The organism is Pseudomonas sp. KH_017, from assembly GCF_057840285.1.
The window spans coordinates 287,617-308,020 of sequence record NZ_CM174509.1 but is presented as its reverse complement, the minus strand read 5'-3'; the positions used below and the strand labels follow the sequence as shown (position 1 = coordinate 308,020).

General features: G+C 59.0%; 20 protein-coding genes and 2 tRNA genes. 20 read left to right on the top strand and 2 right to left on the bottom strand.

Going from position 1 to position 20,404, the window contains the following annotated elements; genetic code table 11:
• Positions 1-129: 129 nt before the first annotated feature.
• The gene (locus AC3IT6_RS01410; protein ID WP_489354058.1) at positions 130-1,794 is read right to left on the bottom strand and encodes an OFA family MFS transporter; all 1,665 of its coding nucleotides are present in this window, start codon (positions 1,792-1,794) and stop codon (positions 130-132) included.
• A 233-nt stretch (positions 1,795-2,027) separates the two neighbouring features.
• On the opposite strand from AC3IT6_RS01410, the gene AC3IT6_RS01405 reads away from it, so the two are divergent.
• The 13 genes from AC3IT6_RS01405 to vapC all read left to right on the top strand — a co-directional run bounded on the left by AC3IT6_RS01405 (position 2,028) and on the right by vapC (position 12,819).
• Positions 2,028-2,432, top strand: a complete 405-nt coding sequence (locus tag AC3IT6_RS01405; RefSeq protein ID WP_150726515.1) for an acetyl-CoA sensor PanZ family protein — start codon at positions 2,028-2,030, stop codon at positions 2,430-2,432.
• Between the two features lie 78 nt (positions 2,433-2,510).
• Complete coding sequence (locus AC3IT6_RS01400) at positions 2,511-4,742, top strand: AsmA family protein (protein ID WP_489354057.1); 2,232 nt, start codon at positions 2,511-2,513, stop codon at positions 4,740-4,742.
• Positions 4,739-5,806 (top strand): A/G-specific adenine glycosylase, encoded by a 1,068-nt coding sequence (gene mutY / locus AC3IT6_RS01395; protein ID WP_223443225.1) that lies wholly within the window; start codon positions 4,739-4,741, stop codon positions 5,804-5,806. The genes AC3IT6_RS01400 and mutY overlap by 4 nt, the downstream gene beginning before the upstream one ends.
• The gene (locus tag AC3IT6_RS01390) at positions 5,803-6,075 is read left to right on the top strand and encodes an oxidative damage protection protein (RefSeq protein ID WP_007989188.1); all 273 of its coding nucleotides are present in this window, start codon (positions 5,803-5,805) and stop codon (positions 6,073-6,075) included. The genes mutY and AC3IT6_RS01390 overlap by 4 nt, the downstream gene beginning before the upstream one ends.
• A 103-nt stretch (positions 6,076-6,178) precedes the next feature.
• A tRNA-Phe gene (locus AC3IT6_RS01385) sits at positions 6,179-6,254 on the top strand.
• Positions 6,255-6,572: 318 nt separating this feature from the next.
• Entirely contained in the window at positions 6,573-7,652 is a 1,080-nt protein-coding gene (locus tag AC3IT6_RS01380; RefSeq protein WP_489354056.1) for a hypothetical protein, read from the top strand.
• A 41-nt stretch (positions 7,653-7,693) separates the two neighbouring features.
• The gene (locus AC3IT6_RS01375; RefSeq protein WP_489354055.1) at positions 7,694-8,485 is read left to right on the top strand and encodes a TSUP family transporter; all 792 of its coding nucleotides are present in this window, start codon (positions 7,694-7,696) and stop codon (positions 8,483-8,485) included.
• A gap of 512 nt (positions 8,486-8,997) precedes the next feature.
• Positions 8,998-10,056 carry a PDDEXK nuclease domain-containing protein gene (locus AC3IT6_RS01370; protein ID WP_489354054.1) on the top strand — a complete coding sequence of 353 codons (1,059 nt, stop codon included), beginning with the start codon at positions 8,998-9,000 and terminating at the stop codon, positions 10,054-10,056.
• A 68-nt stretch (positions 10,057-10,124) separates the two neighbouring features.
• Positions 10,125-11,099: an alpha/beta hydrolase family protein gene (locus AC3IT6_RS01365; RefSeq protein ID WP_489354053.1), complete on the top strand. Its 975-nt coding sequence runs from the start codon at positions 10,125-10,127 to the stop codon at positions 11,097-11,099.
• A 36-nt stretch (positions 11,100-11,135) separates the two neighbouring features.
• Positions 11,136-11,552 (top strand): hypothetical protein, encoded by a 417-nt coding sequence (locus tag AC3IT6_RS01360; protein WP_150726507.1) that lies wholly within the window; start codon positions 11,136-11,138, stop codon positions 11,550-11,552.
• Positions 11,553-11,558: 6 nt separating this feature from the next.
• Complete coding sequence (locus AC3IT6_RS01355; RefSeq protein ID WP_489354052.1) at positions 11,559-12,011, top strand: hypothetical protein; 453 nt, start codon at positions 11,559-11,561, stop codon at positions 12,009-12,011.
• 170 nt (positions 12,012-12,181) lie between these two features.
• Entirely contained in the window at positions 12,182-12,412 is a 231-nt protein-coding gene (gene vapB, locus AC3IT6_RS01350) for a type II toxin-antitoxin system VapB family antitoxin (RefSeq protein ID WP_056725827.1), read from the top strand.
• Positions 12,412-12,819, top strand: coding sequence for a type II toxin-antitoxin system tRNA(fMet)-specific endonuclease VapC (gene vapC / locus AC3IT6_RS01345; protein ID WP_489354051.1), 408 nt, complete (start codon positions 12,412-12,414; stop codon positions 12,817-12,819). The genes vapB and vapC overlap by 1 nt, the downstream gene beginning before the upstream one ends.
• Positions 12,820-12,896: 77 nt before the next feature.
• Here the strand turns inward: vapC and gabP are convergent, their stop codons facing one another.
• Positions 12,897-14,288 carry a GABA permease gene (gene gabP / locus AC3IT6_RS01340; protein ID WP_489354050.1) on the bottom strand — a complete coding sequence of 464 codons (1,392 nt, stop codon included), beginning with the start codon at positions 14,286-14,288 and terminating at the stop codon, positions 12,897-12,899.
• A 564-nt stretch (positions 14,289-14,852) separates the two neighbouring features.
• On the opposite strand from gabP, the gene AC3IT6_RS01335 reads away from it, so the two are divergent.
• The 7 genes from AC3IT6_RS01335 (at position 14,853) to AC3IT6_RS01305 (ending at position 20,375) form a co-directional block, all read left to right on the top strand.
• On the top strand, positions 14,853-15,626 hold the full coding sequence (locus tag AC3IT6_RS01335) for an ABC transporter ATP-binding protein (RefSeq protein WP_007972784.1): 774 nt from the start codon (positions 14,853-14,855) through the stop codon (positions 15,624-15,626).
• A gap of 13 nt (positions 15,627-15,639) precedes the next feature.
• Positions 15,640-16,389 (top strand): ABC transporter substrate-binding protein, encoded by a 750-nt coding sequence (locus AC3IT6_RS01330; RefSeq protein ID WP_489354049.1) that lies wholly within the window; start codon positions 15,640-15,642, stop codon positions 16,387-16,389.
• A 72-nt stretch (positions 16,390-16,461) separates the two neighbouring features.
• Entirely contained in the window at positions 16,462-17,157 is a 696-nt protein-coding gene (locus AC3IT6_RS01325; protein WP_057712425.1) for an ABC transporter permease, read from the top strand.
• On the top strand, positions 17,154-17,843 hold the full coding sequence (locus AC3IT6_RS01320) for an ABC transporter permease (RefSeq protein ID WP_489354048.1): 690 nt from the start codon (positions 17,154-17,156) through the stop codon (positions 17,841-17,843). Before AC3IT6_RS01325 ends, AC3IT6_RS01320 begins: the two co-directional genes overlap by 4 nt.
• The gene (locus AC3IT6_RS01315; protein WP_489354047.1) at positions 17,824-19,053 is read left to right on the top strand and encodes a methyltransferase; all 1,230 of its coding nucleotides are present in this window, start codon (positions 17,824-17,826) and stop codon (positions 19,051-19,053) included. The genes AC3IT6_RS01320 and AC3IT6_RS01315 overlap by 20 nt, the downstream gene beginning before the upstream one ends.
• A gap of 343 nt (positions 19,054-19,396) precedes the next feature.
• A complete protein-coding gene (locus tag AC3IT6_RS01310; RefSeq protein WP_489354046.1) occupies positions 19,397-20,221 on the top strand; it encodes an FkbM family methyltransferase in 825 nt (274 codons plus the stop codon).
• Positions 20,222-20,299: 78 nt separating this feature from the next.
• Positions 20,300-20,375, top strand: a tRNA-Thr gene (locus AC3IT6_RS01305).
• Positions 20,376-20,404 lie beyond the last annotated feature (29 nt).

Below are 20,404 nucleotides of genomic sequence, written 5' to 3'. Positions count from 1 at the left end.
AGGTCACACAAAACAAATGTGGGAGCGGGCTTGCTCGCGAAAGCGGTGGACCAGCCCACACTTAAGTCGACTGATACTCCCTCTTCGCGAGCAAGCCCGCTCCCACAGGGGCTGCGGCTCACCTTGATTTTAGTGAAACAGCACCGCCGTCTTCTGCAAGGTCACCCAAACACCCCACGCCAGCGGAATGCCCACCACCAGCCACGCCGCAAGCGCCAGCGGCTTGGTGCCCGGTGCGGCTTTCCACTCCAGCACGGTGCTGCTGTCAGCGCCTTTGTCATGGCCCAGCGCCTGTTCGGCGGCCAGTTCGGCGTCGGTCATGAAGTACTTGTCCGCCACCGGACGCACCAGCAGGTTGCACAGGAAACCCAGCACCAGCAGGCCGGCGAGGATGTACAGGGTGATGTCGTAAGCCGCCGCACGCTCGACGCCGATGCTCAGCTGATATTCACGCAGATAGTTCACCAGCACCGGACCGAGCACACCGGCAGCAGCCCACGCCGTCAGCAGTCGACCGTGAATCGCACCAACCATTTGCGTACCGAACAGGTCCGCCAGATACGCCGGAACAGTCGCGAAACCACCACCATACATCGACAGGATGATGCAGAACGCCGCCACGAACAGCGCGATGCTGCCCAGGTGACCCAGGTTCGGAATCAGTCCGTACAGGGCAAAGCCCAGGGCGAAGAACACGAAGTAAGTGTTTTTACGGCCCAGGTAGTCCGAGAACGAAGCCCAGAAGAAGCGCCCGCCGATGTTGAATAGACTGAGCAAACCGGTGAAGCCGGCAGCGATGGCGGCAATCGAAGCCAGTTGCGAGGCGTCCAGTTGACCGAAAGTCAGGTCATTGCCCAGCAACTTGCCAGCGAACACTTCCTGCAACAGCGGCGACGCCATGCCGAGGATGCCGATACCGGCCGATACGTTCAGGCACAGCACCAGCCACACCAGACGGAACTGCGGCGTCTTCCAGGCCACATTCACGTGAACATGACGATGTGTGATCATCGCGTTCGAGGCTTTTTTCGCCGGGGCCGTCCAGCCTTCTGGCCTCCAGCCAGTTGGCGGAACGCGGTAGGACAGCGCGCCACCGATCATGAACACGAAGTAGATCGCAGCCATCACCAGGAAGCTCTGCCACACGCCGACGCTGGTTGGCGAAGCGAAATGCCCCATCAGCGCCGCCGCCAGCGGAGCGCCGACCATAGCGCCGCCGCCGAAGCCCATGATCGCCATGCCGGTCGCCATGCCGCGCTTGTCCGGGAACCATTTGATCAGGGTCGACACTGGCGAAATGTAGCCCAGGCCCAGGCCGATACCGCCAATGACCCCGGAGCCGATCCACATCAGCCAGATCTGGTGGGTATACACCCCCAGCGCCGAAATCAGCAGGCCGCCACACCAGCACAGTGCCGATACGACACCCGCCTTGCGTGGTCCGGCATGTTCCAGCCAGCCACCCCAGATGGCGGCCGAACAACCGAGGAAGATGAAGAACAGGGTGTAGATCCAGCCAAGCATCGAGATCGGCCAGTCACACTGGGACGAAAAGACTTGTGCGATAAAACTCATGTCGGGTGCGCAGGCCGCTGGAGCGGTGACGCCCAGCGCCTTGGACAGCGGCAACCAGAACACCGAAAAGCCATAGGCCATGCCGATGCACAAGTGGATGGCCAGCGCGGCCGGTGGCACCAGCCAACGGTTGAAACCGGGCTTGGCGATGATCCGCTCCTTGGACAGGAACGCAGGCTGGTCGGCACTGAAGCCGTCCGCCGTGATGCTCGTGGTCATTGTGTATCCCCCAATTATCAGTATGGTTCGCCAGCCACAGTCCGCTCCCGGCCTTTATGCACGCAGGCATGACCGTTTTTTTTCGGTGGAGCGCCTAGTTGTGCGACAACAGGTCGCAGAAGGACGGACGAACGGGCAAAGGTTACCATCTGCAAGTGGCAGAAAAACCAAACTGACATCACGTTTTGTACGTCATCTGATCTCCATCGCTTCATGACCTCACAGGAATCACCATGCCGATCATTGTCGAGCCGCTGAACCACGCCACTGCCCAGGATCGGCAGGATCTGCAGAAGATCTACCGCGACGCCCCGGACTGGTTGTTCGCGCCGTTTTCCGGGGAAGCGCAGTTGATCGAGGACTGTTTGCGCGACGGCACACTGATCGCCGGACGCTTCAATGATCGCCTGCTGGGCGCGGCCCGCTTGCAAAGGCACCAAGACGCCTGGCACTTGTCCCAAATATGTGTGCGAAAAATTACCCGCCGCCGTGGTGTTGCCGAACGACTGGTCGCCGAAGCCCAGAAAATGGCTGCGCAATCGGGCATGACCCTGCGCCTGCTCGCGCCTGCCGGACATCTGGAGGCTCAGGCGCTGGCCGCCAAGCTGAAACTGCCGCTGGACGTATTGCCGGCGTGATCACTGACCGGTCGTCTGTTCGGGGGCGCTATACTCCTCGGCTAAATTTTGAATTCGATTAACTACAAGGACTCGCCCATGAAAGCGTTCGGCAAAATCCTGGGTCTGGTACTTCTCGGGCTGTTGCTGATCATTGTGGCGCTGGGCTTTGCCCTGACCCACCTCTTCGATCCCAACGACTACAAAGACGAGATTCGCCAGATTGCCCGCGACAAGGCCCACATCGAGCTGACGCTCAATGGCGATATCGGCTGGAGCCTGTTCCCGTGGCTGGGCCTGGAGCTGCACGACGCCAGTGTGGCGACCCTGATCAAGCCGACCGAGCCGTTTGCCGATTTGCAGATGCTCGGCCTGTCGGTGCGCGTACTGCCGCTGCTGCGCCGTGAAGTGCAGATGAGCGACGTGCGCGTCGAGGGCCTGAACCTGCGCCTGATCCGCGACAAGGACGGCCACGGCAATTGGCAAGACGTCGGCAAACTGCCGGCAGCGGCCAACTCCGACGCGACCAGCACCCCGCCGGCCGCTGGCGAACCTGCGCCCGAAGCCAGCGTCGCGGCGGAAAAACCGGCTCAGCCGATCCGCCTGGACATCGACAGCCTGACCGTGAACAACGCACGGGTCGAATACAGCGACGAAAAAACCGGCAAGAGCTTCAGCGCCGAAAGCATTCAGTTGAGCACCGGTGCGGTTCACGACTCCGTCAACATTCCGCTCAAGCTCACGGCTTTCCTGTCAGCCAACCAGCCGGCATTGCGAGTGCGCACCGAGCTCAACGGTGAGGTGCGCATCGCACGTGCACTGCAGCGCTATCAGCTCGAAGACATGAAGTTGTCCGGCGAAGTGACCGGCGACCCGCTGCAAGGCAAGACCATGACCTTCTCCGCCCAGGGCCAGTTGGTGCTGGACAGGGCCGCCAATGTCGCCGAGTGGACCGGCATCAAGATCTCCGCCAACCAACTGCGGGCACTGGGTGAACTGAAGGTCAACGACCTCGACAAGACCCCACAGGTCAGCGGCGGTATCTCGATTGCCCAGTTCGACCTGGCGAAATTCGTCGACAGCATCGGCCAGAAACTCCCGGCCATGGCCGAAGGCAGCCTGAGCAAGGTCGAACTGGTCAGCCGTCTGGCAGCAACACCCACCAGCCTGGCGTTCGACGACCTCAACCTGAAAGTCGACGACAGCACCTTCAGCGGCCGCATTGCCGTCGAAGACTACGCCAAGCAGTCGCTGCGCGCCGTGCTCAAGGCCGACACCTTCAACGTCGACCGTTACCTGCCACCGAAATCCGCCGAGGCCAATAGCGCGACACAAGTACGCCAGGCCGAAGTCGCCAGCACCGAAGCCAATGCCATGGCCGGTGCCGGCAGCACTCCATTACCACCCGCGCCGACCAAGGACGCCTGGAGCAGCGAGCGCCTGTTGCCCGTGGAACGCTTGAGCAAGCTCGATGTGGACGCCGACCTGACCTTCGGCCAGTTGACCCTGCAAAAACTGCCGATCCATAACGCCGCGCTCAAGGCCACCGGCCAGGGAGGCCTGCTGACACTGGCCAACCTGCGCGGCGACCTGTACGAGGGTAACTTCGAAACCACCGGCACACTCGATGTACGCCAGCCAGTGCCGGCGCTGAACCTGCAGACGAAGATCAGCCGGGTACCGGCAGAAAAAATCCTCGAAAGCCAGGGCAAGAACCCGCCGGTCAAAGGCCTGGTCACGCTCAACAGCAGCCTGACCGGCAGCGGCAACAGCCAGAAAGCCTTGATCGAAACCCTCAACGGCAATGCCAGTTTTGTCATCAACAATGGCGTGCTGCTCAACGCCAACCTTGAGCAACAGCTGTGCAAAGGCATCGCCACGCTCAACCGCAAATCCCTCAACGGTGAGCCGCGGGGCAAAGACACACCGTTCCAGGAGCTCAAGGGCAACCTGACCTTGCGTAACGGCGTGGCCAGCAACCCCGACCTGAAAGCGCGCATCCCGGGCATGACCGTCAACGGTGACGGTGACATCGATCTGCGCGTGCTGGGCATGGACTACCGCGTCGGCATCATCGTCGAAGGCGATACCAGCGCCATGCCGGACCCGGCCTGTCAGGTTGGCGACAAGTTTGTCGGTGTCGAGTGGCCACTGCGCTGCCGCGGCCCGCTGGAACTGGGCGCCAAGGCTTGCCGTTTGGATAACGACCGCATGAGCCAGGTCGCGGCCAAACTGGCTGGCGACAGGATCAGCGAAAAAATCGACGAGAAATGGGGCGACAAGGTCGACCCGAAAATGAAAGACGCGCTCAAGGAGCTGTTCAAGCGATGAGAGCCGAGCAGTTTTCAACGGCGGTGCTGGACTGGTTCGACCGCCACGGCCGGCACGATTTGCCCTGGCAGCAAGACATCAACCCGTATCGGGTATGGGTCTCGGAAATCATGTTGCAGCAGACCCAGGTCAGCACCGTGCTGAACTACTTCGACCGCTTCATGGCCTCGTTGCCAACGGTCGAAGCCCTGGCGGCGGCACCGGAAGATGAAGTGCTGCACCTATGGACTGGCCTGGGTTACTACACCCGCGCGCGCAATTTGCAGAAGACCGCGAAGATCGTCGTCGAGCAGTACGGCGGCGAATTCCCCCGGGACGTGGAAAAACTCACTGATCTGCCGGGGATCGGCCTGTCCACCGCTGGCGCCATTGCCAGCATCAGCATGGGCCTGCGCGCGCCGATCCTCGACGGCAACGTCAAACGGGTGCTGGCGCGCTTTACCGCGCAGGAGGGCTACCCCGGCGAGCCGAAGGTCGCCAAACAGCTCTGGGCCAACGCTGAGCGCTTTACGCCGCAGACCCGCGTCAACGCCTACACCCAGGCGATGATGGACCTGGGCGCCACACTCTGCACCCGCAGCAAACCGAGCTGCCTGCTGTGCCCGCTGGAAAAGGGCTGTGAGGCGCGCATGCTCGGCCTGGAAACCCGCTACCCGATCCCCAAGCCGCGCAAAGCCATCCCGCAGAAACGCACATTGATGCCGATGCTCGCCAACGGCGAGGGTGCGATCCTGCTTTACCGTCGCCCGTCCACGGGCCTGTGGGGCGGTTTGTGGAGCCTGCCGGAACTCGACGACCTCGACGACCTGCCGCATCTGGCATCGCAGCATTCGCTGGAACTGGGCACCCAACAGGCACTACCGAGCCTGGTGCACACCTTCAGCCATTTTCAGTTATCCATCGAACCCTGGCTGGTTCAGGTCCAGGAGTCCGGCCATCACGTGGCCGAGGCTGACTGGCTCTGGTATAACCTCGCCACCCCGCCGCGCCTGGGCCTTGCCGCCCCGGTCAAAACCTTGCTCGAACGCGCGGCCGCCGTATTGAACGCAGGAGAGTCGTCATGACCCGCACCATCATGTGCCGCAAGTACAAAGAAGAATTACCAGGCCTGGAGCGCGCTCCGTTCCCGGGCGCCAAAGGCCAGGACATTTTTGACCACGTCTCGCAAAAGGCCTGGGCTGACTGGCAGAAACACCAGACCCTGCTGATCAACGAAAAACGCCTGAACATGATGAACGCCGAAGATCGCAAATATCTTCAGGGCGAGATGGACAAGTACTTCTCCGGCGAGGATTACGCCAAGGCCGAAGGCTACGTGCCGCCGTCGGAATAACCCCGATTTATCGGGGGTCGGAACGTAAGCGACGGTAATAATTAAAATTTTTTTGAAAACTTGCTTGACGACCCCCTGAAAAACCCGTTTAATGCGCCCCGTTGCCCAGATAGCTCAGTCGGTAGAGCAGGGGATTGAAAATCCCCGTGTCGGCGGTTCGATTCCGTCTCTGGGCACCAAATACCGAAAACCCTGAATCGCAAGATTCAGGGTTTTTTTATGCCTGCGATTTGATGAGGCACCGGTCCAGCCACCATCGAAGCGACACTTCCCCACTTCCTCTCGCCACGCCAGCAAGTGCCCGTAATGGTTGCCGGGGCTGAGTCCCCCCAAAAGCTTCAGACATTGGAAATCGGCCCTTCCTGACAGTGTCTTGGTTTGTCGGAACGCTCCGTATGCTTTAACGGAATTGGATGACATACGCTGATCATCGGCTTGTGCAGAATCGGAGAATAAGCTGCCGCACAGGCGGGAGCAGAGACACAACAGGGAAGACAATGACTGAGGCCATTCAACCAGACGTCGAAACCGCTGAGTTTTTTACCGAACAAGAAATCAGAACGTTCAGCTTTGATATCCAGCAGTCAGCATTGCTGCACATGTTCGCCGAAGAACTGGCCGCCATCGGCGGGCCGCAGGCACCCGGAGCCAAGTCCAAAGCCGCTTTGGCAGCTATTGAATTGAAGTTCTCGTTCTCGAAAGACCAATGCGAACTGTTGAGTGCCTATTCCGATGGCCTTGTTTCCGCGTTGATCTTTGATGGGTTGCAAAAAATCTCAGACGTCTGCCCTCCAGATGAACTACCAGACCAGACTTCCCTGGAAAACCGAAGCGACGTCCTTTGTCTGGCCGCCCGTAATCAGATCCTGTTGAAACTGGTAGATAACAGGGCCTTTGCCTACGACATGGACAATGAAGGAAAACTGGTTCGACTGGTGGCCAACTTCAAGGGGGGCGGACTGAGCAAAATCCCTACCGAGCCGGACATCAAAGAACTGAGTTCCCACTCAGGCCTGGCGCTCGGCCCACACACCGAGGCGCCTTACTGGTGCGCCATAAACGCAAAAAACGGGCACTCCCCATCGCCGTCGTCGCTCATACTCTCCGCCCTTTGGAACCCGAGCCTGGAACCGACTTCGGTAATTGCGCTGCCACCCGTGCTGGAAAAAATCGGTGTAACCAACTGCCTCGCCCTGACTACAGGGAATTTTCAGTTCACCCGCAGTGACTCCTTCGTCAGTGGCAAGGGAGGGGACGGGCGCAATGTTTCGATACTGGAGTTCGATGACAAGGTCGGATTCGCGGCCCGTTTCAACTCATACCGATTTTCGGTCAGCGATAACGCCTCTCGCTTTGTCAAAACGGCCTACGCCGCTCTTTGCCAGAGCGTAGGCGAAGCAACTCCAATCGAATACACGCTGACGCAAGAGTCCGCCTTGCTCATCAATAACGTTCGGGCGCTCCACGGCCGGGACATCATCCAAGACAACAGACGGGTGCTAGTTCGCATTTTTGGCCTGTCGAAGTTTTCGTCTCCTATCGTTATTTCAGAAGACCCGCTGAGGCTGCAGGGCTGACTTTGGGATGACTTGCCAGTAACTGTAAAAGAGGGATCGGAATGTCTTGGGATGTAATTAGCCTGTTAGCGCTCGTCGCATTTTGCGCCGGCTTTTTTGATGCAATAGCTGGTGGGGGCGGATTGATCACATTGCCTGCACTGTTTCTGGCTGGGGTGGACCCTATCAGTGCGATTGCCACGAACAAGTTCCAGGCCGCTTCGGCAACTGTTTCGGCAACTGTAACCTTTGCTCGCAAAGGAATGATCGAGTGGCGCGAAGGCCGCTTCCTGGTTATCTGCGGATTTATTGGCGGCGCCAGTGGTGCCTTGCTGGTCAGCTCTATTGATAAGCGCTATCTGGAAGTTTGCGTACCTATCATGCTGATCCTGGTAGCCATCTATTTTGCGCTCTCTCCAAAGCTGGCCAATGAAGATCGACGCAAGAGAATCGGCATTCTGCTTTTTTCGTTTAGCGTTGCGCCGACTCTTGGCTTCTACGACGGTATATTTGGCCCCGGTGTGGGCTCTTTCTTTATCGTCGGATTCGTACTGCTCTGCGGCTTGGGCATGATGCGGGCCATGAGCTTTACCAAACTTGCCAATGCCTCATGCAATCTCGGTTCTCTGTCGGTCTTTATCACCAAAGGTGTGATTATCTGGCCGGTAGCCATTGCCATGGCTTTGGCGGCCTTCGTCGGTGCTCAATTGGGTGCACGGGCCGCTGTCCGGGTCGGACCACGGCTGATCAAACCTATGTTGATCGTGGTCTGCTGCGCCTTGGCCATCAAGCTGCTGAGCGTAGAAACCAACCCTTTACGCGTTGCACTCATCCAGACACTGGCTTCGTTATGATCATCACTCGGTGATGACCAGCGCCTCCTTTTGCTTGGGATCTGACGATGCACCCACTCCACGTCGCCAGACTCTCAATCTTCATTTGAGAAAACCCGTGCATCCATCACCGGGATCACGGGTTTTGTCGCTTCAGGTCTTGAGCCTGGAGCACCTATGGTTCAGAGCCTCTGATTAACTCGCATCATTCCAATGGAAAACCAGGTTACGGACTGCACCACTGCCAACATCGGCAACGTCCTGCCGGGAGGTATTTCATGATGACGACTCCCGGGTTCTGCAGAACCCAATCGTTACACTCTTTGGATTTCCAGCCGGAGGGAGGGGTTTAGATTGATTTGGCCTGAGTACGAAACGTACTACACCACTTGTTCCTCAGCCCTCGCCCAAATTCAGACCCGTCCTGCCGACGAACCCGGTATTTCCTGCCTGTTTCTCAGTAACTCCCGGCATCTTCGAAGGGTGCTCACTTGTCATTCTCTTTCGCTGTTCAACCTGCTGCGGAAGACCTCATGACGGCCCTCACACCCAACGATACTCACGACCGCAATCTCGCATCACTGCCTGGCAACCTTGGAAAATTGATCCATCAGGCACGTCAGAAGGTGCTTCGGGCGGTCGATACCGCTCAAGTGCAAACCTGTTGGCAAATTGGCCGGCACATCGTTGAGTTCGAACAGAGCGGCGCGCGACGGGCGAGGCGTGGCAAAGAGTTACTGTCGACCTTGGCCAAAGTGCTAACTGCGGAGTTCGGAATGGGATTTGACGCTTCCAACCTTCGGTATATGCGTCTGTTCTATCAAGCCTTTCCAATTCGTGACGCACTGCACCCCGAATTGAGCTGGACCCACTACCGCCATCTGCTTCGGGTCGACAACGACAGCGCTCGTCTCTGGTACATGAACGAATCAGCCACCCAAAACTGGTCAAGCCGAGCGCTGGAGCGCCAGATCAATACGCTGTACTACGAACGCCTGCTGGCGAGCCGCGATCGCGGCAGCGTCAAGCAGGAGGCCGCCACCCACATTCAAAACATGAAGGCCAGCCCTCGGGATTTCATCCGTGATCCGGTGGTACTGGAGTTTCTTGGTTTACCCAATGCCGGCAAGCTTCAGGAAAGCGAGTTCGAACAAGCGCTGATCGAACAACTGCAGGGCTTCTTGCTGGAACTGGGAAAGGGCTTCGCGTTCATTGCCCGCCAGCAACGCATCAGTATCGGCAGCAAAGATTTCTGCATCGACCTGGTGTTCTACAACTACTTGCTCAAGTGCTTCGTCATCTTCGATATCAAGCGCGGCGAACTGACCCATCAGGATGTGGGGCAGATGGACATGTACGTGCGCATGTACGACGACCTCAAGCGCGGCACGCAAGACAGCCCCACCGTCGGCATCATTCTCTGTGCGCAAAAGGATCAATCCGTGGTGCGTTACTCAGTGCTGGAAGGCAACGAGCAACTACTCGCCAGCAAGTACAAGCTTGTCCTGCCGAGTGAAGAGGAACTGCGTAACGAACTGGATCGGCAACGGGCGGCACTTGAAGAACGACTGCTCGATCAACAACCGCATTGAGGCGAATGGATTGTTCATCAACGGCATCAAGACTATCGTTGGCAGCTACCCGCAAAGGACTGACGCCGATGAATTTGCAGGACACGCCTCCACTGGCCCCCACTCGCATCGAGTTACCACTGCCGGATACCACCCCCGGCAAACCGTTCAAGGAAACCGCTTCGGACGGTTTCATCCTCGGCGGCTTCACCTGGCGACACCCTTCTCGGGACGCCGCTCGTCCGGTCGTGATCATCAATGCCGCCACCTCGGTCCGTTGTCGCCATTACTCGCGCTTCGCCGACTACCTGTTCGCCCACGGCTTCGATGTCATCACCTATGACTACCGCGGCATCGGCGAGTCGCGACCGGCATCACTCAAAGGGCTTCAAGCCTCGTGGACCGATTGGGGAGCGCTGGATTTCGAGGCGATGCTCAAGCGCGCACAGCGTGAGTTCCCAAGGCAGCCTATCGATGTGGTCGGCCACAGCTTTGGCGGCTGTGCAGCGGGCCTGGGGGCGTCCGGGCACCTGATCCGGCGTCTGGTGACGGTCGGTGCACAATTCGCCTACTGGCGCGACTATGCGCCGGCCCATCGCTGGCGCATGTTCGCCAAGTGGCATGTGCTGATGCCACTGGTGACGATGATCTACGGCTACTTTCCGGGCAAACGCCTTGGCTGGCTGGAAGACACACCCGCCGGCGTGGTCCGTGACTGGAGCTTCTCCACTGCCCGTTTCGAGAAGCGCTCCAGCGGCCGCACAATCAGCAAAGCCGCCGGACCGTTGCCCTTTGCCGGCGTCACCGCGCAAACCCTGGCCATCAGCATCAGCGACGACCCCTACGGCACGGTCCCGGCCATCGAACGCCTGCTCGGCTACTTCACCAGCAGCACAAACTCTCACCTGCGCATCCATCCCGAAGACATCGGCGAAGAAGAAGTCGGACATTTCGCCTTTTTTCGCAGCGCATACCAAGCCACACTATGGCCCATTGCATTGGCCTGGCTGCAAAACGGCGAACTGGCCCCCGATACTCCCGGGCGGCGAGTGCCACGCAGTTAGGCCTTTTGCCCTTTCAACGAATACGGAACGACACCCATGGCCTCCGCCAACAAGCAGCACAAACGCGCCTCCCGCGCCAAGGCCAAGGCCAAGCAGAACCGCACCCAGCGGGCTGCCGCGCCGGTGGAACTGGACCCGAACGACGATCGCATCGACTTCGAGTCGGTGGATCTGACCGACATGTTCAAAGAGATGATCGACGCACAAAAGATCAGCCAGCAGGCCATGTGTGCGGCCTTTCTGGAACATCCGCTTATCGCACTGGTACTGGAGCAGGAAGGTGAGGAAACAGCGACAGACTTCATCCTCGCTGCTCTGATCGAATATCGCCAATGGTCGGCCGAAACCGACGAAGCCGGCGCCCTGGCGTGGATCGAATCACCGGCCTTCCAGGCCGACTACGTGGCGGCGTCCGACGCCATTGCCGCGCAAACCCAACAGAAACCGAACTGAGTTCCCATGGCCTCCCTGAACAAGCAACAGAAACGCGCCAAGCGCGCAAAAGCCAAAGCCAAGCAGATCAATATCCACGGCCGCAAACCCGCCGCGCTGGACGATGACCTTGGTCACCTCGCCGAGCCGATCCCGGAATACACCCTGGCGATGTTCAGCAAAATGCGCGACGCAGAAGCCGTCAGCCGCAGCGAAATGCTCTCGGTGTTGCTGACGAATCTCGCCTTTATCATCATCGACCATCCAGAACTGCTGGACATGGAAAACGCCGACGACGAAGGCATGGCCGCCACCCACCTGGCCGCCGACATGCTGATCGACTACCGCATGTGGGCCGACGGCATGGATCGCGAGACCGCCCAAGCCTGGCTGAGCGAGCCGCAGTTCATCGCCGATTTCAGCGCTGCGCTGGATGTCTACCGTGAGTCGCTGGAAGTAGCGGAAGAAAAAGCCGAGTAAAGGTTACGACTTAAACAAAAAAAGCCGCTCGTCATCACTGACAGCGGCCTTTTTTGGGCTCTGAATCGAGCACTTTCCTTCCGTCAGACACAACGTATATCCCGTTGACATATCCAACGCAAAACCTATCCTTTGGACTCATCGCGCCAGCAAAAGCGCAGGAGGTCCAAATGGAACAGACAACCCTTTTCATGAGCAATCGAAGCCAGGCCGTTCGCCTGCCGAAAGCTGTAGCCATGCCAAGCGACGTGAAACGAGTCGACGTCGTCGCCGTCGGCAGAAGCCGCATCATCACGCCCGCCGGTGAAACCTGGGACAGTTGGTTCGATGGCGAAAGCATCACGGCAGACTTCATGACCGATCGCGAGCAACCCGCCGATCAGGAGCGTGAGTCGTTCTGATGATCAAGTACATGCTCGATACCAACATCTGCATCTTCACCATCAAGAACAAACCACAGGTGGTACGGGAGGCGTTCAATCGTCATCACGGTCAACTGTGCATCAGTGCGGTCACGCTGATGGAGCTGATTTACGGCGCGGAAAAATCGGCAGCCCCCGAAAAAAACCTGGAGGTCATCGAGGGTTTCGCCGCCCGACTTGAAGTCCTGCCCTTCGACAACGAAGCAGCAGCACACACCGGGATGATTCGATCCGAGCTGGCAAAGGCAGGCAAACCCATAGGCCCGTACGACCAGATGATTGCCGGGCACGCACGCTCACGCGGGTTTATCGTGGTCACCAACAACCTGCGGGAGTTCGAGCGCGTTCTGGGGTTACGTGTAGAAGACTGGGTTCATGTCGACTGAACACAGAACAATCGACAGAAACAAAAACGGCCGCTCGTCATCACTGACAGCGGCCGTTTTGCATTACGCGGCATGAATCAGTTCAGCACTACCGCGCCACGCTTTTCCAGCTTGCGACGGCGAGCCACCAGCAAGCCGGTCGCTACCACCAGGGCACTGAGCAAGCCGGTCGCGAGAATTTCCACGCGATGGGCATCCTGGAACAGCATGATGGTCAGCGCCGCGACGATGAAGACGATCACCGCGTAGGTCAGGCCCGGGAACAGCCACATGCTGAAGGCGATTTTCTCGCCGCACGCTATACGCTGCTTACGCATGCGCAGTTGCGAAATCGCAATCACCAGGTACACCAGCAATGCGATGGCGCCGGAGCTGGCCAGCAGGAACTCGAACACGGCAGCCGGGGCCACGTAGTTGGCGAAAGTTGCCAGGAACGCAGCGCCAGTGGACAACATCACCGCCCAGTAAGGCGTACCACTTTTGTTGGTGCGGTTGGACATGGCCGGCGCATCGCCGCGCTTGCCCAGGGAGAACAACATCCGCGACGAAGTGTAGAGCGCCGAGTTCAGGCAGCTGGTCACAGCAACCAGTACCACAATGTCGACGATCATCTTGGCGTTCGGGATGCCCATCCGCTCAAGCACAGTCTGGTAGGAACCCAGGCTTGCCAGTACCGGGTCGTTCCAAGGCACCAGAGCCACGACGATAAAGATCGATACGAGGTAGAACAAGCCGATCCGCCAGATGACCGAGTTGGTGGCCTTGGAGATTTGCTTGCCTGGGTTCTTCGACTCCGCGGCCGCGATGGTCACGATCTCGGTACCCATGAAGGAGAACATGGTGGTCAGGATGGCACCCAACACCGCGCCCATACCGTTTGGCAGGAAGCCCTGGGTGTCGAACAGATGGGAAACGCCGCTGACCTGGCTGCCCGGCAGGAAGCCGAAGATCGCCATGAGGCCCACAACAATGAAACCGATGATGGCCAACACTTTGATCAGGGCAAACCAGAACTCGAACTCACCGTAGTTCTTCACGCTGAACAGGTTGGTCACGGTCAGCAGCATCGTGATGACCAGGGCGAAGGCCCAGATGTCCACGCCAGGGAACCAGGCATGCAGGATGGTCGCTGCGGCGTTGGCCTCCAGCGGGATCACCAGCACCCAGAACCACCAGTAGAGCCAGCCGATGGTGAAACCGGCCCAGTGACCGATCGCGCGGTCGGCGTAAGTCGAAAACGAACCGGTGTCCGGCGAGGCAACGGCCATTTCGCCGAGCATGCGCATCACCAGCACCACCAACATGCCAGCGGCGGCGTAAGCCAACAGAACAGCCGGACCTGCAGCGGCGATGGCGTGACCCGAGCCAACGAACAAGCCGGCACCGATAACCCCGGCAATCGATAGCATGGTTACGTGGCGCGGTTTGAGCCCCTGTTCGAGGCCATTAGAGCTTTGGGTACTGCTCATTAAAACTACCTTTGTAAGGAGAAGCGAATGCGTGCATCCCGTTCGGCGGACCTTCTCGTAAAAAGAAGCCAACAGGGCGTTCTGGATTCTGCACGCAATAATTGCGCCAAAATATTTCAAATCCTTCTAGCCCGGTGATTCCAACCAGACCGGACAGTCATCGCAACCCATTGAATTTAATGGCACTTCGCCAGAGCGTTACCCTGCCACCCACTTTGTGTGGTGAATCAGCGCACCGGAAACACACCTGAAAATGGCTCCGCGCACATTAAAAGTGCACAAGCGGTGCATTTGGCCGGATAGCGCTTCCAACACCCTGTCAAAGCTGGCAACATCGCGCCTTTTTTTGCGGCAGCCACCGCGCTTTTTATCGACAGGCAAGGTTCAAACAGTTGTTCGGTTGTTGATGGGGCGACAGTCTGCTGCGCCGATGCGACAACCTGCCACACACCAGCCGTTTACCGTCCGTAGCGCTGTTGGCTGCCATTGAAACGCTATGCTAGGTTGGCCGCCTCGCCAGGAAGGCCGCCAACAGCAGGAGCGCAACATATATGAGGAACGCACATGGCTGAGGCCACGCCCGCGCTTGAAATCCGCAACTTGCACAAACGCTACGGTTCGCTGGAGGTGCTCAAAGGCATCTCGCTGACCGCCCGCGACGGCGATGTGATCTCGATCCTGGGTTCCTCCGGTTCCGGCAAGTCCACGTTCCTGCGTTGCATCAACCTGCTGGAAAACCCGCACCAGGGGCAAATCCTGGTCGCCGGCGAAGAACTCAAGCTCAAGGCCGCGAAGAACGGTGAACTGGTGGCCGCCGACGGCAAGCAGATCAATCGCCTGCGCAGCGAAATCGGTTTTGTGTTTCAAAACTTTAATCTGTGGCCGCACATGAGCGTGCTCGACAACATCATCGAAGCCCCGCGCCGCGTGCTCGGCCAGAGCAAGGCCGAAGCCATCGAAGTGGCCGAAGCCCTGCTGGCCAAGGTCGGCATCGCCGACAAGCGCCATGCCTACCCGGCGCAGTTGTCCGGCGGCCAGCAACAACGGGCGGCCATCGCCCGCACCCTGGCCATGCAGCCCAAGGTCATCCTGTTCGACGAGCCGACCTCGGCGCTTGACCCGGAAATGGTCCAGGAAGTACTTAATGTCATCCGCGCGCTGGCCGAAGAAGGCCGCACCATGCTGCTCGTGACCCACGAAATGGGCTTCGCCCGTCAGGTCTCCAGCGAAGTGGTGTTCCTCCACCAGGGCCTGGTAGAAGAGCAAGGATCGCCACAGCAGGTGTTCGAAAACCCGCTTTCGGCGCGCTGCAAACAATTCATGTCCAGCAACCGCTAACGGAGCTACCCACATGCAGAACTACAAAAAGGTCTTCCTGGCTGCCGCCGTCACCCTGGCGTTCAGCGCCGGTGCCATGGCCGAAACCCTGAAGATGGGCATCGAAGCGGCTTACCCGCCGTTCAACAATAAAGATGCCAGTGGCAATGTCGTCGGCTTCGACAAAGAAATCGGCGACGCCCTGTGCGCCAAGATGAAAGTCGAGTGCACCGTCGTGACCTCCGACTGGGACGGCATCATCCCGGCCCTGAACGCCAAGAAGTTCGACTTCCTGATCTCCTCGATGTCGATCACCGACGAGCGCAAGCAAGCGGTGGACTTCACCGACCCGTACTACTCCAACAAGCTGCAGTTCATCGCCAAGAAAGACATCGACTTCAAAACCGACAAGGCCGCACTCAAAGGCAAGATCATCGGCGCCCAGCGCGCGACCCTGGCCGGCACCTTCCTGGAAGACAACTATGGTGACGACATCACCATCAAGCTCTACGACACCCAGGAAAACGCCTACCTCGACCTGACTTCCGGTCGTCTGGACGGCATCCTGGCCGACAAGTACGTCAACTACGAATGGCTGAAAAGCGACGCTGGCCGTAGCTACGAGTTCAAGGGCGACCCGGTGGAAGAAAGCGACAAGATCGGTATTGCCGTACGAAAAGGCGATGCGATCCGCGCGAAGCTGAACACCGCGCTGAAAGAAATCGTCGCTGACGGCACCTACAAGAAGATCAACGACAAGTACTTCCCGTTCAGCATCTATTGATACTGACCTGCCAGACCGGCGCCTGATGGCGCCGGTTCTCGGCCTTGCCTGCCGCGATTTGAAAAGAAATCCATGATTATCGACCTCTACGGATTCGGCCCGGCGCTCGCCGCTGGCGCGCTGATGACTGTGAAACTGGCACTCTCGGCCCTGTGCCTGGGGCTGGTACTCGGTCTGCTCGGCGCCTTGGCCAAGACTTCCCCGTACAAGCCGCTGCAATGGCTTGGCGGCACTTATTCGACCCTGGTTCGCGGTATCCCGGAATTGCTCTGGGTGCTGTTGATCTACTTCGGCACAGTCAACCTGATGCGTGCCCTGGGCGAGTTCTTCGGCAACCCCGACCTTGAACTCAACGCCTTCGCCGCTGGCGTGATTGCGCTGGGCCTGTGCTTCGGCGCCTACGCCACGGAAGTGTTTCGCGGCGCGATCCTCGCCATCCCGAAAGGCCATCGTGAAGCCGGCGTGGCCCTGGGCCTGTCGAAGTGGCGCATCTTCACCAAGTTGATCATGCCGCAGATGTGGCGCATCGCCCTGCCCGGCCTGGGCAACCTGTTCATGATCCTGATGAAGGACACCGCGCTGGTGTCGGTGATCGGCCTGGAAGAAATCATGCGTCACGCACAAATCGGCGTGACCGTCTCCAAACAGCCGTTCACCTTCTATATGGTGGCCGCGTTCATGTACCTGAGCCTGACGGTGCTGGCGATGACCGGCATGCACTTCCTGGAAAAACGCGCCGCTCGCGGCTTCGCGAGGAGCACCCAATGAACTGGGAAGTCATCATCAAGTGGCTGCCGAAACTGGCCCAGGGCGCAACCCTGACCCTGGAACTGGTGGCCATCGCCGTGATCGCCGGTTTGCTGCTGGCCATTCCACTGGGCATCGCCCGCTCGTCGCGCCTGTGGTGGGTGCGGGCATTTCCCTACGGCTACATCTTCTTTTTCCGTGGAACGCCGTTGCTGGTTCAGCTGTTCCTGGTCTACTACGGCCTGGCGCAGTTCGACGCGATCCGTAACAGTTCGATGTGGCCGTACCTGCGCGATCCGTTCTGGTGCGCCACGGCGACCATGACCTTGCACACCGCGGCCTACATTGCAGAAATCCTGCGGGGAGCCATCCAGGCGATTCCACCGGGCGAGATCGAGGCTGCAAGGGCGCTGGGCATGTCCAGACCCAAGGCGCTGTTCTTCATCATCCTGCCGCGGGCCGCGCGCATCGGCCTGCCGGCCTACAGCAACGAAGTGATCCTGATGCTCAAGGCCAGCGCCCTGGCCAGCACCGTGACCCTGCTGGAACTGACCGGCATGGCCCGCACCATCATTGCCCGGACCTACCTGCCGGTGGAGATCTTCTTCGCCGCGGGCATGTTCTACCTGGTAATGGCCTATGTGCTGGTGCGCGGTTTCAAGTTGCTGGAGCGCTGGTTACGCGTCGATGCCTGCCAAGGGCGTTGATACCGGCGTGTTGACGGGCGAGGATCTGCTCGCCCGTTTCACCGCGCTGGATGCTTTTCTGACAGAGCATCAGGCACTGTGGAAACCTCGGCCGTTCACTCATCTACAGTTACCCTGGGAAGCGTCCTACCCAGAGTTAGCCGCATGGCTACGTGAGCGAACGCTGGACGATGCGGAAAACGCTCACAACCAACCAGCCCTCCTGAATGCACCGGAACCCTTTGCTTCCTTGGCAAGGATGTCCGTTGCCTTGAGTGCCGTGGATGAATTGCCCGCACGCGCGCTTGAAGTGGCGGGCCATCGATTGAACGTCGATGTACCGGGGCGCAAATGGCAACAGATCGAAGCCTTCGCCAGCCGATTGCAGTTTTCCGAAGCTCCGCTGCATTGGCTGGACTGGTGCTCGGGCAAGGGACATCTGGGGCGCCGCCTGCTGCAACCGGGGCAACAACTGACGTGCCTGGAATACGACCCGGCACTGGTCACCAGCGGCCAGGCACTCAGCCAACGCCATCACCTGCATGCGCTGCATATCGAACAGGATGTGCTCGCGGCAGACGCAGCTTGTCTACTGAGTGCGTATCACACGCCCGTCGCACTACACGCCTGCGGTGATTTGCATGTGCGGCTGATTCAACTCGCCAGCGCCACAGGCTGTAAACAGCTCGCCATTGCGCCGTGCTGCTACAACCGGATCAGTCTTGCCCAATACTCGCCGATTTCCTCGGCCGCCAAAGGCTCTGGCCTACAGCTATCGCTCGATGACCTCGCGCTGCCCATGAGTGAAACCGTTACCGCCGGTGCCCGCGTGCGACGTCAACGCGACACCTCCATGGCCCGGCGCCTGGGCTTCGACTTGCTGCAACGGCAACTGCGCGGCAAGGACGAGTACCTGCCAACCCCTTCCCTGCCCAGCGCCTGGCTGGACAAACCCTTCGCCGATTACTGCCATCACCTGGCCGCACTCAAAGAGTTATCCACAATCGGCCCGCAGGATTGGCCAAGTCTCGAAGCCGCCGGCTGGCAGCGACTGGCCGAAGTGCGCAACCTTGAACTACTGCGCGGACTTTTCCGACGCCCGCTGGAGCTTTGGCTGGTCCTTGACCGGGCACTTTTCCTCGCCGAGCAGGGCTACAGCGTCCGCGTCGGCACCTTCTGCGAAACCCCGCTCACGCCGCGTAATTTCCTGCTCCTGGCCGAACGCGCCTAAACGCATCCGACCTGTGGATAACTCTGTTGATGGAATTATCGTGGATCCAATATCCACGCCGGTTTCAGGGCAAAATCCATACTGTTCATTTTTTATACACAGGCATAAAAAATCGAAAAAACAGGTATTTGCGGACAAATGAGAACAGATCCACAAATTCGGCCTAAACCCAGTGCGCTGCCAATGGCATTGTGCATAAGCATTTAATCAAAACGACATAAATGCCTAATCCCGGACCGCAGACAGGGGAAATTGCACCCTTTCATTACTCTTGATATACACACATGCAAGGGCGCCAGCAGCGCGGCCACGAACAAGAACATTCTTCCGACAGGATGCGCCAGTGACGTTCATTTCCTACGCACAGAATTTCGAAGACATACGCCTGTGGCGCGCCCTCAAAACCGTCGAAAACGGCTTCTACATCGACGTCGGGGCAAATCATCCCACCCATGATTCGGTCACAAAGGCGTTCTATGACCATGGCTGGACCGGCATCAACGTCGAACCGATGCCCAACTACTACGAAGCCCTGTGCCAGCAACGCCCCAAAGACACCAACCTGCAATGCGCGGCCGGGGAAAGCGCTGACGACCTGACCTTCTACGGCATCGCCGGCACCGGCCTCTCGACCCTCGACCCGGCCATGGCCAAACTGCACAAAGACGCCGGCATGGACGTGCGCAGCCAAACGATCAAGTCCCGTACCCTGGCCTCCATCTGCGAAGAACACGCCCAGGGCCGCGCCATTCACTTCCTGAAAATCGACGTCGAAGGCCACGAAGAAACCGTCCTGCGCGGCATGGACTTCAGCCAATGGCGGCCATGGGTGATCCTCATCGAAACCCCTTGGGCCCGCGACCAGACCTGGGAAACCCTCGTCACCGACGCCGGCTACCACTCCATCCTGTTCGACGGCATCAACACCTACTACCTCGCCGAAGAACACCTGAACCTCAAACCCGCCTTCGACATCCCGCCGTGCAACCTGGACGAGTTCCAGTTCTGCAAAGGCCACAACTTCAGCCACCCCGTCAGCGACGCCGAACACCAACTCGCCGCCGCCCTGCAACGCGCCGAACAGGCCGAAGCACAGCTGCGCGCGATGCAAAACAGTCGAACCTGGCAAGCCATTCAGAAACTCAAGAAAACCCTGCTGCGCACCTGACCTGAAGCCCGCGCAAAAATAGTCAAAATTCAGGGGTTTACAGAAGCCAACCAATCGCTATAATCGTCGCCCTGACACGCCGGTATAGCTCAGATGGTAGAGCAACTGACTTGTAATCAGTAGGTCCCGGGTTCGATTCCTGGTGCCGGCACCACATTAGGCTCCATTGCATTCCACTGAATG

What these genes read in the sequence shown, in the direction of transcription:
- vapB (WP_056725827.1), top strand. Translation starts at nt 12,182, where the DNA reads ATGGAACAGACAACCCTTTTCATGAGCAATCGAAGCCAGGCCGTTCGC.
- AC3IT6_RS01410 (WP_489354058.1), bottom strand. Translation starts at nt 1,794, where the DNA reads ATGACCACGAGCATCACGGCGGACGGCTTCAGTGCCGACCAGCCTGCG.
- AC3IT6_RS01400 (WP_489354057.1), top strand. Translation starts at nt 2,511, where the DNA reads ATGAAAGCGTTCGGCAAAATCCTGGGTCTGGTACTTCTCGGGCTGTTG.
- AC3IT6_RS01355 (WP_489354052.1), top strand. Translation starts at nt 11,559, where the DNA reads ATGGCCTCCCTGAACAAGCAACAGAAACGCGCCAAGCGCGCAAAAGCC.
- AC3IT6_RS01335 (WP_007972784.1), top strand. Translation starts at nt 14,853, where the DNA reads ATGGCTGAGGCCACGCCCGCGCTTGAAATCCGCAACTTGCACAAACGC.
- AC3IT6_RS01315 (WP_489354047.1), top strand. Translation starts at nt 17,824, where the DNA reads ATGCCTGCCAAGGGCGTTGATACCGGCGTGTTGACGGGCGAGGATCTG.
- vapC (WP_489354051.1), top strand. Translation starts at nt 12,412, where the DNA reads ATGATCAAGTACATGCTCGATACCAACATCTGCATCTTCACCATCAAG.
- AC3IT6_RS01380 (WP_489354056.1), top strand. Translation starts at nt 6,573, where the DNA reads ATGACTGAGGCCATTCAACCAGACGTCGAAACCGCTGAGTTTTTTACC.
- gabP (WP_489354050.1), bottom strand. Translation starts at nt 14,288, where the DNA reads ATGAGCAGTACCCAAAGCTCTAATGGCCTCGAACAGGGGCTCAAACCG.
- AC3IT6_RS01360 (WP_150726507.1), top strand. Translation starts at nt 11,136, where the DNA reads ATGGCCTCCGCCAACAAGCAGCACAAACGCGCCTCCCGCGCCAAGGCC.
- AC3IT6_RS01390 (WP_007989188.1), top strand. Translation starts at nt 5,803, where the DNA reads ATGACCCGCACCATCATGTGCCGCAAGTACAAAGAAGAATTACCAGGC.
- AC3IT6_RS01375 (WP_489354055.1), top strand. Translation starts at nt 7,694, where the DNA reads ATGTCTTGGGATGTAATTAGCCTGTTAGCGCTCGTCGCATTTTGCGCC.
- AC3IT6_RS01370 (WP_489354054.1), top strand. Translation starts at nt 8,998, where the DNA reads ATGACGGCCCTCACACCCAACGATACTCACGACCGCAATCTCGCATCA.
- AC3IT6_RS01330 (WP_489354049.1), top strand. Translation starts at nt 15,640, where the DNA reads ATGCAGAACTACAAAAAGGTCTTCCTGGCTGCCGCCGTCACCCTGGCG.
- AC3IT6_RS01405 (WP_150726515.1), top strand. Translation starts at nt 2,028, where the DNA reads ATGCCGATCATTGTCGAGCCGCTGAACCACGCCACTGCCCAGGATCGG.
- AC3IT6_RS01365 (WP_489354053.1), top strand. Translation starts at nt 10,125, where the DNA reads ATGAATTTGCAGGACACGCCTCCACTGGCCCCCACTCGCATCGAGTTA.
- mutY (WP_223443225.1), top strand. Translation starts at nt 4,739, where the DNA reads ATGAGAGCCGAGCAGTTTTCAACGGCGGTGCTGGACTGGTTCGACCGC.
- AC3IT6_RS01325 (WP_057712425.1), top strand. Translation starts at nt 16,462, where the DNA reads ATGATTATCGACCTCTACGGATTCGGCCCGGCGCTCGCCGCTGGCGCG.
- AC3IT6_RS01320 (WP_489354048.1), top strand. Translation starts at nt 17,154, where the DNA reads ATGAACTGGGAAGTCATCATCAAGTGGCTGCCGAAACTGGCCCAGGGC.